This window comes from Ureibacillus acetophenoni, from assembly GCF_900220965.1.
Taxonomy (GTDB): Bacteria; Bacillota; Bacilli; order Bacillales_A; family Planococcaceae; genus Ureibacillus; species Ureibacillus acetophenoni.
This window is the reverse complement of the sequence record NZ_OBQC01000002.1, coordinates 173,090-185,315: the sequence shown is the minus strand read 5'-3', so window position 1 is coordinate 185,315 and position 12,226 is coordinate 173,090. Positions and strand designations below refer to the sequence as shown.

General features: G+C 33.6%; 14 protein-coding genes. 13 read left to right on the top strand and 1 reads right to left on the bottom strand.

Annotation, left to right across the window (positions count from 1 at the left end; all coding sequences use genetic code 11):
• Positions 1-7 precede the first annotated feature (7 nt).
• Entirely contained in the window at positions 8-520 is a 513-nt protein-coding gene (locus CRO45_RS03650; protein WP_097148280.1) for a DUF1189 family protein, read from the bottom strand.
• Positions 521-826: 306 nt separating this feature from the next.
• On the opposite strand from CRO45_RS03650, the gene CRO45_RS03645 reads away from it, so the two are divergent.
• The 13 genes from CRO45_RS03645 to CRO45_RS03585 all read left to right on the top strand — a co-directional run bounded on the left by CRO45_RS03645 (position 827) and on the right by CRO45_RS03585 (position 12,223).
• A complete protein-coding gene (locus CRO45_RS03645) occupies positions 827-1,432 on the top strand; it encodes a superoxide dismutase (protein WP_097148279.1) in 606 nt (201 codons plus the stop codon).
• 113 nt (positions 1,433-1,545) lie between these two features.
• A complete protein-coding gene (locus CRO45_RS03640) occupies positions 1,546-1,734 on the top strand; it encodes a hypothetical protein (protein WP_408057110.1) in 189 nt (62 codons plus the stop codon).
• 189 nt (positions 1,735-1,923) lie between these two features.
• A complete protein-coding gene (locus CRO45_RS03635; protein WP_097148277.1) occupies positions 1,924-2,829 on the top strand; it encodes a patatin-like phospholipase family protein in 906 nt (301 codons plus the stop codon).
• Positions 2,830-2,878: 49 nt separating this feature from the next.
• Positions 2,879-3,307, top strand: a complete 429-nt coding sequence (locus tag CRO45_RS03630; RefSeq protein ID WP_097148276.1) for a pyridoxamine 5'-phosphate oxidase family protein — start codon at positions 2,879-2,881, stop codon at positions 3,305-3,307.
• 291 nt (positions 3,308-3,598) lie between these two features.
• A complete protein-coding gene (locus CRO45_RS03625; protein ID WP_097148275.1) occupies positions 3,599-3,820 on the top strand; it encodes a hypothetical protein in 222 nt (73 codons plus the stop codon).
• A 184-nt stretch (positions 3,821-4,004) separates the two neighbouring features.
• Positions 4,005-5,420: an FAD-binding oxidoreductase gene (locus tag CRO45_RS03620; RefSeq protein WP_097148274.1), complete on the top strand. Its 1,416-nt coding sequence runs from the start codon at positions 4,005-4,007 to the stop codon at positions 5,418-5,420.
• Entirely contained in the window at positions 5,410-6,756 is a 1,347-nt protein-coding gene (locus CRO45_RS03615) for a (Fe-S)-binding protein (RefSeq protein ID WP_097148273.1), read from the top strand. Before CRO45_RS03620 ends, CRO45_RS03615 begins: the two co-directional genes overlap by 11 nt.
• Positions 6,757-6,785: 29 nt before the next feature.
• Complete coding sequence (locus CRO45_RS03610; protein WP_097148272.1) at positions 6,786-7,892, top strand: CdaR family transcriptional regulator; 1,107 nt, start codon at positions 6,786-6,788, stop codon at positions 7,890-7,892.
• Positions 7,893-8,067: 175 nt separating this feature from the next.
• Positions 8,068-9,099 carry a DctP family TRAP transporter solute-binding subunit gene (locus CRO45_RS03605; protein WP_097148271.1) on the top strand — a complete coding sequence of 344 codons (1,032 nt, stop codon included), beginning with the start codon at positions 8,068-8,070 and terminating at the stop codon, positions 9,097-9,099.
• A 12-nt stretch (positions 9,100-9,111) separates the two neighbouring features.
• Positions 9,112-9,660 carry a TRAP transporter small permease gene (locus CRO45_RS03600; protein ID WP_097148270.1) on the top strand — a complete coding sequence of 183 codons (549 nt, stop codon included), beginning with the start codon at positions 9,112-9,114 and terminating at the stop codon, positions 9,658-9,660.
• Positions 9,657-10,982: a TRAP transporter large permease gene (locus tag CRO45_RS03595; protein ID WP_097148269.1), complete on the top strand. Its 1,326-nt coding sequence runs from the start codon at positions 9,657-9,659 to the stop codon at positions 10,980-10,982. Before CRO45_RS03600 ends, CRO45_RS03595 begins: the two co-directional genes overlap by 4 nt.
• Positions 10,983-11,001: 19 nt before the next feature.
• On the top strand, positions 11,002-11,748 hold the full coding sequence (locus CRO45_RS03590; RefSeq protein WP_097148268.1) for an SDR family NAD(P)-dependent oxidoreductase: 747 nt from the start codon (positions 11,002-11,004) through the stop codon (positions 11,746-11,748).
• Positions 11,741-12,223: a PCC domain-containing protein gene (locus tag CRO45_RS03585; protein WP_097148267.1), complete on the top strand. Its 483-nt coding sequence runs from the start codon at positions 11,741-11,743 to the stop codon at positions 12,221-12,223. Before CRO45_RS03590 ends, CRO45_RS03585 begins: the two co-directional genes overlap by 8 nt.
• The last annotated feature ends 3 nt before the right edge of the window (positions 12,224-12,226 follow it).

The window sequence follows — 12,226 nt, the reverse complement described above, 5'->3', positions numbered from 1 at the left end:
ATGCATATTATTTTTTTGGCATTTTTGGATATTTAGTTGTGGCGATGAGTAATAGAATTAATGTAATGATAATACCTAAGATCGTACCTATTAAATTATGTACTGGTATAAATCGAAATAGAATAGATAATAGAGTAGTCCATGTTATTGCTAAAGAGGATGATCTCCACATATGGCGATATTCTCCCCGTTTATTCATCACTTTTAATAAGCCTACTCCAATAAGGGCAAATATACTAATTTGAATAAATATTAAAGTTGTAGATATCAAAAATTGAACGACAAAAGCAAATGGGTATAATAACCATTGTATATCTTGTATATATTGAGTTAATCCTTCTATTTCGAAAACAATTTCATTTGATAGAACAGTGACAAACTGCATAAATGAAAAAATAGTTACAAGTGTAGTAAGTATAAATACATATTGAATGACTTTTCCAATTGAGAGCATTCGATAGCCAGCCAATTTTTTTGGGTGAATTAAACTATCAATAAAAAGTTGTGTATGTTTTACCATTTCTTCACCTCCATCCATAGGATTTTATCATGAATCTATTGAAAAATGAATTGAAAGGATAGAAGGAGAAATAGATTTTGCTAGGCCAATATAGAATTAATTGAGTATGAATAAAATGATTTTATAAAGGGTATAGTAGGTTGTTGAACATATTTATTAGGTTTTAAAAAAATAGATAGCATATAAAATTCAGCCAAAAGACTGAATTGTGGGCAAGATTAGTGTCAATTATTTGAACGAAATGGATTAATTTGATAACCTACTAATGTATTCAACATTATTTCTATTTTAGGGAGGAAATACAAAATGGCTTACGAATTACCAAAATTACCTTATGCATATGATGCATTAGAACCACACATTGATGCAAAAACAATGGAAATCCACCATTCAAAACACCACAACACTTATGTAACAAACTTAAATGCTGCTGTTGAAGGTACTGAATTTGCTGGGAAAGACTTATTAGAATTAATTTCTAATATTGATGCACTTCCAGCTGACAAACAAACAGCTGTACGTAACAATGGTGGTGGACATGCTAACCATACATTATTCTGGGAGATCTTAGCTCCAGGTGGCGCTACTGCTCCAACTGGCGAATTAGCTTCTGCAATTGATGCTAAATTCGGTAGCTTAGACGCGTTCAAAGAAGAGTTTGGTAAAGCTGCAACTGGCCGCTTCGGTTCAGGTTGGGCATGGTTAGTAGTTGATGGCGGTGAGTTAGCAATCACTTCAACTCCAAACCAGGACTCTCCAGTAATGGAAGGTAAAACTCCAGTATTAGGTTTAGACGTTTGGGAGCATGCTTACTATCTAAACTACCAAAACCGTCGTCCTGACTACATTTCAGCATTCTGGAATGTTGTAAACTGGGATGTTGTAGCTGAAAAATTTGCAGCTGCAAAATAATATTTAATCCTTTAACTAAAAGGGCAAACTTCTTTATAAGGGAGTTTGCTCTTTTTTTGATTCCCTAGTCTAGCATAAAACCTTCAATTATTGAGCATATTGTTTATGTGGAGGTGACCATTTTGGCAAAAGACAAGAAAAAGAAAAATGGATTAGATCGAGAAGAATATGGTTATGGTTTTGATTTAAGTCCTGATGATTTTGATGTAATCGGTCAAAATGATGCAGCAAAAAGAAATAACAAAAACGAAAATAAAGACAAACCTGATAATAGACATAACCCCTCAAGATTAAACGAATAGTGTGTGTACCAGGTACACAAACAATTCTGACAATTTAATACAATTCACATGAATGAAGTATTTGGCTATTACAAAAACATAATGTTTTGCCAAATACTTTTTCATTTACATTAAACTTTATCGACATAAGTTCTAATATTTCCTCAAGTTTCTTACAGTTATATAAAAGAAATGATTGGGGAGTGTGCCATGATTATCGATGGAGTATTTTCAGGTGGTGGTATAAAAGGATTTGCTTATGTTGGTGCCTTGCAAGTGTTAGAAGAAAGAGGGATAGAATTTAAGCGTGTTGCAGGGACTAGTGCAGGGGCTATTTTAGCCTGTTTTATTGCAGCTGGGTACAATGCCACTGAAATTGAAGAATTGTTAGATGAATTGGATCTTAAATCACTTTTAGATCCACCAAAACTTACTCGAAAGCTACCGTTTTTAAAATGGTTAAATTTATACTTCCGGATGGGACTGTATCAGGGAAAGGCACTAGAAAAATGGTTTTATAAAAAACTTGCTGCAAAAGATGTACGGACATTTGATGATTTACCGAGAGGATCCTTAAAATTAGTAGCTTCAGATTTAACAAACGGAAGAATGGTTGTTATACCAGACGATTTACCCTCCTATGGATTTAATTGGAAATCATTTTCAGTAGCAAAAGCGTTACGAATGAGTTGCGGTATACCTTTCTTTTTTGAACCAATCAAATTACGAGATCAAAAGAAAGAAGAATGTATATTTGTAGATGGAGGAGTATTAAGTAATTTCCCACTATGGATTTTTGATAACGATAATCAACGCCCTCTACTAGGACTTAAGTTAAGTCATCCAACCGAAGAATCTAATCCTCATAATATTAAAAATGGCTTGAATTTATTTGAGGCTCTCTTTGCCACTATGAAAGATGCCCATGATGAACGATACATTTCAAGGAAACATGAAAAGAATATTATATTTATCCCCGTTGAAGAATATAGCGCTACGAATTTTGATTTAGATAAAGATTCAAAAGAGGCACTTATGAAAATTGGAAGAGAACGTACTGAAAAGTTTTTACCAACATGGATGCCAAGGGAGAAAGTTTTATATAGGATAAAGTAACTTCCCAATAGTAATAATATATGTAGTAATGACTAAAGGAGCGATTGTAATGGCAAAAACACCGAGACAAATTGCAGAAAAGATATTAGATGAAAACATGGTTGGAACAATGGCTACAATAGAAGGAAATAAACCACATTCTAGGTATATGACTTTTTTCAATAACAACTTCATTTTATATACTGTAACAAGTAAAGATACACATAAAGTAGAAGAGTTATCAAAAAATCCTTATACCCATATTCTTCTTGGCTATGATGGAAAAGGATTTGGAGATTCGTTTTTAGAAATTGAAGGGAAAGTAGAAATCTCGTCAGAGGATTCGATGCGGGAAAAAGTTTGGAATAATGAATTGAGCCCTTGGTTCGATGGTCCACATGATCCAAAAATGGTTGTACTAAAAGTAACACCGTCTCAAATTCGACTCATGAACACAAAAGGGGAAGATCCGAAAATAGTCGATTTTAAATCCGAATAAGAACCAATTAAAAGTAGAACATTATTCGTCAATTGCTAGTTCAAACTTTTTGAACTAGCTTTTTTCATTTTTTAGTTAAGGAACGTACAGTAAGATTATACAACCAATAGAATAATCGGATTTTAATTAATTAGTTGATTGAATTTTGTAATAATTTATTAGGACAATCATTAAAACACGAACGAAATAAATTTCCGAGAATATAATATAGTAAAAAATACATATCCAAAACCGATAAAACCGCCTAACTCATTTTACCCTGTACATAACAATAGTTAGGTGGTGAAGCAAATGGAGTTCTTTTTACTAGGACTAACGCTTTGGCTCATTGTAATCGTATCTCTGATATTTATGGTTAAGGGTTTTCAGAAGAAATCACGTACAATCATCTTCATTAGTACTTTAGGTTACTTGCTTCCAATGTTGTTCTTTTCAATCTATGATCTGTATTTTATCGCCTTCGCAACCCTATCGGTAATTCCGTTTCTTGCTGCATTTAAAGTAAAAGGTTAATGCTTAAGATGAATTAAATTTGAACGTTATGAGTTAGTGTAAATCACTAGCTCTTTTTTTACTTTTTAGACATTTTATATAAAAAGAGGGTTTTTAATCATTAATATTTAATCATTAAGTACATATTATTTAAATTTTCTAAATTGTATAATAATTATATTAGATATATTTGTGGGGTGGGTTTATGGATAAACAAATAGTCCAGCTTTTTATAAATATTGTTGGAGAGAAGAATGTTAAGCAATCAACTGCACAATTACTTGCATATTCTTACGACGCAACGGCTAATTTTCAAGCTTTGCCAGATATAGTTCTATCTCCAAGAAACACGAAGGAAGTTTCGGAAATTATAAAAATATGTAATGAATACAAAATACCAGTTGTTCCAAGGGGCTCTGGTTCCAATTTAGCTGCAGGAACTGTTCCAAATCAAGGTGGAGTCGTATTGTTATTTAACCATATGAACAAAATTATAGATTTTGATAAAGAAAATTTAACGATTACAGTCCAACCAGGGATGATTACCGCAGATATTTGTAGTTTTGTAGAAAAGGAAAATCTATTTTATCCGCCAGATCCTAGTTCAATGAAAATTTCAACAATTGGTGGAAATGTAAGTGAAAATTCAGGGGGACTGCGCGGGTTAAAATATGGTGTCACAAAGGATTATGTGAAAGGACTTACAGCTGTTTTACCAAATGGTGAAATCGTTCAAACAGGGGGAAAACTTGCAAAAGACGTAGCTGGTTATGACCTCACATCTTTACTAGTAGGATCTGAAGGTACACTTGCGGTAATAACTGAAATTACATTAAAACTGATACCATTACCGAAATATAAAATGACTAGTATTGCCTATTTCGAATCACTGGAAGCAGCGGCTAAAACAGTTTCTTCAATCATTGCACATAAGATTATCCCAGTCACACTCGAGTTTCTTGATCGAAAAACGATAGATGCAGTGGAACAGTTTATGAAAATTGGGTTATCAACGGACGTGGAGGCGATGCTTATTTTTGAACAAGATGGTGATTTAAGTCAGGTAGAGCAAGACATACATGTGATGACTGAAATTGCAGTTGAAAATGGAGCAACCTTTACAAAAATTGCAAATGATGAAGAAGAAGCCGAACAACTAAAAACTGCAAGACGTGTAGCATTATCTGCTTTATCGAGGCTGCGACCTACGACAATTTTAGAGGATGCGACAGTACCTCGCTCTGAATTAGCGGAAATGGTAAAAAGAATTGATCGTATTGCTGAAAAATACAATCTTACAATCGCTACGTTTGGTCACGCGGGGGATGGAAACTTACATCCAACGTGCTTAACAGATGTACGTGATACGGAAGAGTTAAAACGTGTTGAAGAAGCCTTCGAAGAGATATTTGAAGAAGCATTATCTTTGGGAGGTACAATAACCGGAGAACATGGAATTGGTGAAATGAAAGCTCCATATTTGGAATGGAAAGTAGGAGAACCAGGTATTCAATTAATGAAAGGGATAAAAGCTGCATTTGATCCTAACAACATTATGAATCCTGGAAAAATGTTTGCAAAGAACACGAAAAAGAGAGTGGTGTTGCAAAATGTCTATTAATCTAGCAATGCAAAAATCATTTGAAAAGCATGTGGAAGAAGAATTACTTCTAGATTGTATGCGGTGTGGTTTTTGTCTATCGTCCTGTCCAACATATATTCATACCGAACAAGATGAGTCCCAATCACCGCGTGGGCGTATAGCATTAATGAAAGCTATTAGAGATGGAAAGATTCAATGGGATTCTTCTGTAGAAGATTCTTTTAACTTATGTCTCGGATGTAGAGCTTGTGAACCTGCATGTCCAGCTGGTGTCCAGTATGGCGCATTAATTGAACAAACGAGGGATGCTGTTCAGGAAGTGAAGCCACAAAAGAAATTTGAAAAAACAGTTCGAAATGTTACGTTCAATCATTTGTTTGCTGACAAAAAAGATTTAAACAAAGCAGTTAAATTAGTCCGATTTTATCAAAAATCTGGGTTGCAAAAAGTAACGAGAAAAATAGGGTTTTTAAATTTATTTCCAACGTTTATGAGTGATATGGAAAAAGCATTGCCTGCAGTTCCGAGAAAGGTTGAAAAGCTTGAACCAATCAAATCATCTAAAGTTAAAGTAGCTTTTTTCACAGGATGTTTAATGGAATCACTTTTTAAAGAAATAAACGATAAAACCATCGAACTAATAAAACTATTAGGTGCAGATGTAATTATTCCAACTGGACAACAATGTTGCGGGGCATTGCATGCTCATAGTGGAGAGCTACAAAAAGGGTTGCGTAATGCAAAAACAAATGTTGAAGCATTTGATAGTGATGAGTACGATTATATTGTTAACAACGCTGGAGGATGTGGTGCGTTTTTAAGTGAATATGAAAAGCATTTAAAAAGCGATTCAAAATATAAAGAAAAAGCACAACGATTCTCAAATAAGATGGTTGATATTTCATCGTTATTAGTGAAATTAGGTTTAATTGATTATTTAAATACATTACCTACATCCGACTCGAAAGTAGTTGCAACGTACCAAGACTCTTGTCATTTACGTAACGTTAACAAAGTGTACGAACAACCTAGAAGGCTTATACAGTCTCTTCCAGGGATACAATACAAAGAAATGATGAAAGCCGATAGTTGCTGTGGATCAGCTGGTATTTATAATTTATTACAACCTGAAATGGCTGGGAAAATATTAGAAACTAAAATGGACTATGTAAGGGAAGTCAACCCAACCTACATTGTAACTTCAAATCCGGGTTGTTTAATGCAAATGAAAGCTGGTATTCATAAAGATAAACTAACAAGTACTATACAAGCTGTTCATATCGTAGAAATAATCTATGAACAAATAAAACAAGTGTCTAAGAACTTAACAACTTATGAGGCTATAACACATTAAACAGACATGTTTTGAAGGGGGAACAAAATATGTTTGATTTACAGTTTATTGGTACAAAAATAGTAGATGAACTGAAGAAATTAATTGAACAAGAAGTTGTAGTAATTGATCATAATGGTTTTATCATTGCTAGTACTGATATTTCACGTATAAATCAATTTCATGAAGGATCAATACTAGCGATGAAAAATAAACAAGTCATGCATATGACGAAGGAATTGGCTGAAACACTGAAAGGTGTCCGAGAAGGTTTAGTTATGCCTTTGATCATCGAAGATACACCCATTGGCGTAATTGGCGTAACAGGTAAACCTTCTGAGATTGAAAAGTACGGAAAGCTTGTTCAAAGAATTACAGAATTATTTGTAGAAGACTTTTTAACGCGACAAGAAAAAGAAAGAGACGCTAGAATGTTTGAATTTTTTTTAGTAGATTTACTGAGTGGAAGAATTGAAAAAGAGATACTAGCGCAACGCGTCGAACTGATGGGAATTGAAACAGAAATTTATAATCGTGTTATTATAGTAAAAGTAGATCGACGGTTTGAATATAATGAGATTAATTTTTTAAATAGTATTCAAACGATTCATCCGAAATTGCGTATTACTCAATGGAGTTTTGATAAGTTAATCATGTTAGTTCCAAATATATCACGGGAACAACTACAAACCGGTTTAAGTACTTTGAGAAGAAAAATTGAAAAAAGGTTCAAATCACAAGTCTGCATTGGCGTTGGAAATTGTGAAGATTTTTATAGTTTAAGTGAATCCTATAATAAAGCTAATATTGCATTAACAATAGCTATTGCAGATGAGACGGAAATAGTATTTGAAGAAGATTTAACAATTGATTTATTGTTGTCGGAAATAGAAGAATATAAAATTCAAAACTTCCTTGATAGAACGATTAAACCAATCATATCTGATGAGGAACTATTACTTAATCTTGAAAAATGGTTAAACAGTAATACGTCCTTACAAGAGATTGCAAACGAACTCCATATTCACAAAAACACATTAAAGTATAGATTGAAAAAAATTGAAAAGTTATTAGATCTTGATTTAAACCATAGCAAAATAAAATTAGACCTGAACTTGGCAATTTACTTATACAGAAAATATTATCAAAAGGCTTGAACAAAAAAATGTTCAAGTCTTTTATGTATTAGTTGGACAAAAAACATTGAAAAAGGTTGGGTATTTTTATGTCCTTTGTATATATATATTTAATTTTCAGAATTATAAAATAATTATAATTCAAAGTTACATTATACTTTGAAAATTATTGTATTTTGCAAAGGGGATATGTTAAGTGAAGAAGTTTAAAAAGGGGAATTTTCTACTAATCTCGTTAGTAGCACTTTTAACGCTAGTGTTGGCAGCTTGTGGAGGTTCAACATCTAGTAATGGAAGTTCAGGCGAAGAAAAATCTTATAATTTAAAAATGTCTGTAACTGTAGGTGAAGGATCTACGTGGTATGAAGGTGCAAAAAAATTAGCAGATGATGTAGAAAAAGAAACAGATGGACGTATTAAAATCGAAGTATTTTCAAATGAGCAATTATCCGGTGGTGACTCGGGGAAAGCGGTTGAAGGTTTAGCTAAAGGATCAATTGATTTAACGTTTAACTCTACTATTATTTACTCAATTTTAGATCCAAAATTCGGTGTTGCAAGTGCTCCATTCTTATTTGATAACCTTGACCAAGTGGATAAAGTATTTGCTGGTAAGGGTGGAGAAATGATTAAAGACCTTCTTGCTGAAAAAGGTGTACATGCTCTTGGATATGGTGAAAACGGATTTAGACAACTTACAAATAGTAAAGTAAACGTAAAAACTCCAGATGATTTACAAGGGTTAAAAATTCGTATTCCTGGTATTACAATGTACACTGATTTGTTCCGTGAATTAGGGACTGACCCTGCAACTATGACATTCTCTGAAGTATTCACTGCCTTACAACAAGGGACAATTGACGGTCAAGAAAATCCGATCGATGTAATCTATTCCGCTAAACTTAATGAAGTTCAAGATTATTTGACATTATGGAATTATTCTTATGACCCTCTAGTTTTAGGGATTAATAAAGAATTATATGACTCTATGAGTGATGACGATAAAGCGCTATTCGATCGATTAGGTAAAGAAGCTGCTGAATATCAAGTGAAAATTACACGTGAAAGAGAAGCTGAACAAATTAAAGAATTAGAAGGAAAAGGTATGACAGTTTATACACCATCTGCAGATGAAATTGAAGTATTTAAAGAAACTGTACAACCAATTTATGAAAAATATGAGTCAATCTGGGGAGCGGACTTATTAGAAGCATTCCAGGAAAGATAATGGAGGAATGGTATGAAAATACTTGATTATTTTGAAGAAATTATTTTATTTATAACATTCCTGACAATTACATTGATTACATTTGCCAATATATTATCCAGAAATATTTTCAAGTTTTCATTTTCCTTTACTGAAGAAATAACGATAAATTTACTAGTTTTATTAACCTTCGTTGGAACAGCTCTAGGTGTGCGTAGATACGCACACCTAGGCTTTACATTAGTATACGATTTGGCAGGTAAATTAGGGAAAAAGGTTATCATAGTAATTTCTTCTATTATATCGCTTGCATTGTTTAGTATTTTACTTATCTACGGTTATGAAATGGTTCAATTTCAAATGAAAATATCTCAAACAACACCTGCATTAGGAATGCCACAGTGGATCTTATCATTAGCGATGCCATTAGGTGCTCTTTTATGTTTAATTCGTACTGTCCAAGTAGCAGTGACTGAATTAAAACAAGTCAATAAAGACTCGAGTAAGTCTCAAATTAATAATGAAAATAAGGAAATAAAAATAGCAGAATCTGAAGAACAGAAAGGGGAAGTGAAAATATGACCGCTATAACTCTTTTTGGTTCATTCATAACATTAATTGCTTTGCGTGTACCAATAGCTGTTTCTCTTGCTGTATCTTCAATCATCGTTCTATTTATTAGTAATGGTTTTGGTAGTTTTGAAGTCGTGACAGATATTATGTATACAAGTGTGGCGAAATTTACGTTACTGGCGATTCCTTTTTTTATATTAGCTGGTGTAATTATGGATCATATTGGGATTTCAAAAAGGCTAATTGATTTTGCCCAGGCTTTAGTAGGACACCGTAAAGGTGGAATTGTACTTGTAACGGTATTAGTAGCCGTTTTCTTTGCTGCAATATCAGGATCAGGTCCAGCAACAGTAGCAGCAATTGGGGGAATTTTAATTCCTGCGATGATAAAAAATGGCTATCGAAAAGAAACAGCAGGCGGATTAGTAGCAAGTGCCGGAGCAATCGGCATTATTATTCCTCCATCTATTGCGTTAATCATTTTTGCGGTTGTTGCTGGTGATCAAATACCCATAACAATTAATCGATTATTTATGGCAGGTATAGTGCCTGGTATTTTAGTAGGGATTGGATTATTTGTTGCGGGAATGTATGTAAGAAATCGTGATATTAAGCGTGGGATTTTTAATCAATCTCAAGAAATGCAAATTAGAAAAAGTACTAGTAAAGAGAAATGGGATGCATTTATTCGTGCAATACCTGGTTTATTGATGCCGGTCATTATTTTAGGTGGAATTTATGGTGGATTTTTCACACCTACTGAAGCGGCAGTAGTTGCTGTTATGTACGGTTTAATTATCGGAATGTTCATCCTAAGAAAGAGATATTTTAAGGTGTTGTACAAGATATTCATTGAATCTGCAGTTCAAACAGCTGTCGTAATGATTATCGTTAGTGCAGCGTCTGTTTTTGCTTATATTGTAACAACTGAACAAATTGCATCAACAGTTTCTAATGTAGTTCTAGGAATTTCTGATAATAAATATATCATTCTACTACTAATTAATATTATTTTACTTATTGCTGGTGCATTCATTGATGCTATTTCTGCCTTTTACATTTTCGTACCAATATTACTCCCAATAATGTTGCAGTTAGATGTAGATCCAACTGTTTTTGGGATTTTTATGACAATTAACCTTGCAATCGGATTATTTACACCACCTGTAGGATTAAATCTATATGTTGCAGCTAGCATGTCAAAAACGAACATAATTCAAATATCTCGAGGAGTTTTACCATTTATCATTGCATCTATTATTGTTCTATTGATCGTTACTTATATTCCGATTATTACAACGTTTTTACCGGATTTACTAGGTGTGAAATAACAGCAAAGGGGATATGCTAATGAATTTTAAAGATGATGTTGCGATTATTACTGGTGCTGCTAGTGGGATTGGTCAAGCAATAGCAGTTCAATTATCTAAACAAGGGGTCCACACTGTTTTAGTTGATTTAAACAGTTGTGAGGAGACAATTTCAATGTTAGCGCATGAGAGTTACTTAGAATGTTTAGGTGATATTAGGGATGAAAAATTCGTCCGTGCAACAGTAAATCGAACAATTGACAAGTATGGGGAAGTTCATATTTTAGTAAATAATGCGGGTACTGCTAGTCGAAAAGATATAGAAACGATGACTTTGGAGGACTGGGACCGCGATTTAGAAACAAACTTAAAAGCTGCATTTTTATTTATCCAAGCATGTGTGTACCCACATATGAAAGATGCGGGTTATGGAAGAATTATTAATATAAGTTCGGTTTCTGGATTAAATGGTGGAGTAACATCAGGTGAAGGTGGTAAAGGTAGATCGGGTCCAGCATATGCTGCATCTAAGGGAGGAGTCATTGCATTAACGAAATGGGTGGCCAAAGAATTGGGTCCATTTGGTATTACGTGTAATTCTGTTGCACCAGGTGCTACTGCAACTGGAATAACAGCCGGTGTACCTTATGATACAAGCCAACAAGTAATTAAGCGTATGGGTCAGCCAGATGATATTGCTGAAGCTGTATTATATTTTGCTTCACGAGAATCAAGTTATACAACAGCTCAAGTTTTAAAAGTGGATGGGGGTATCAGTATTGGATAACCAACGATTGCAAGCTTTTTATGATAAAACGACAGAGCGAATTGTTGGGAGATTAAAAAAAGATACAGACCTCTTCACTGGGATAAAGGAAGTATGTGAGTATTTTGGCGTAAGAGCTGGACAATTTCAATGTTTGGGATCCTTAAAATATGCAACATTTCTTCAAGTAGCAAAGGGAGATAAAGAAGGTCTTATAAAATATTCACCTAAGGTACAAACCACTTCAGAAGTAGAAATTATTTCTGGTGTTGGATTTATCGGGGTAAACGAGCAAGATCAATTAGATGTTCATTTCCACGGAACAGTAGTAGACTGCGATAAAAAACTTAATGGTGGTCATTTTATAGAGGGTGAAAACATAACAGCAATCACTGTTGAATTTATTATTCTTCCTTTAAAAGACGTTATATTGACACGAAAGAATGATGAAATTTTTAATGTGCCTGTTTTCACGTTTAACCAAAAGGAGGCTTAAGTT

Excerpts from the sequence above, each read along its gene's own strand:
- CRO45_RS03595 (WP_097148269.1), top strand. The coding sequence starts at position 9,657 with ATGACCGCTATAACTCTTTTTGGTTCATTCATAACATTAATTGCTTTG.
- CRO45_RS03625 (WP_097148275.1), top strand. The coding sequence starts at position 3,599 with ATGGAGTTCTTTTTACTAGGACTAACGCTTTGGCTCATTGTAATCGTA.
- CRO45_RS03615 (WP_097148273.1), top strand. The coding sequence starts at position 5,410 with ATGTCTATTAATCTAGCAATGCAAAAATCATTTGAAAAGCATGTGGAA.
- CRO45_RS03650 (WP_097148280.1), bottom strand. The coding sequence starts at position 520 with ATGGTAAAACATACACAACTTTTTATTGATAGTTTAATTCACCCAAAA.
- CRO45_RS03600 (WP_097148270.1), top strand. The coding sequence starts at position 9,112 with ATGAAAATACTTGATTATTTTGAAGAAATTATTTTATTTATAACATTC.
- CRO45_RS03630 (WP_097148276.1), top strand. The coding sequence starts at position 2,879 with ATGGCAAAAACACCGAGACAAATTGCAGAAAAGATATTAGATGAAAAC.
- CRO45_RS03620 (WP_097148274.1), top strand. The coding sequence starts at position 4,005 with ATGGATAAACAAATAGTCCAGCTTTTTATAAATATTGTTGGAGAGAAG.
- CRO45_RS03635 (WP_097148277.1), top strand. The coding sequence starts at position 1,924 with ATGATTATCGATGGAGTATTTTCAGGTGGTGGTATAAAAGGATTTGCT.
- CRO45_RS03590 (WP_097148268.1), top strand. The coding sequence starts at position 11,002 with ATGAATTTTAAAGATGATGTTGCGATTATTACTGGTGCTGCTAGTGGG.
- CRO45_RS03645 (WP_097148279.1), top strand. The coding sequence starts at position 827 with ATGGCTTACGAATTACCAAAATTACCTTATGCATATGATGCATTAGAA.
- CRO45_RS03610 (WP_097148272.1), top strand. The coding sequence starts at position 6,786 with ATGTTTGATTTACAGTTTATTGGTACAAAAATAGTAGATGAACTGAAG.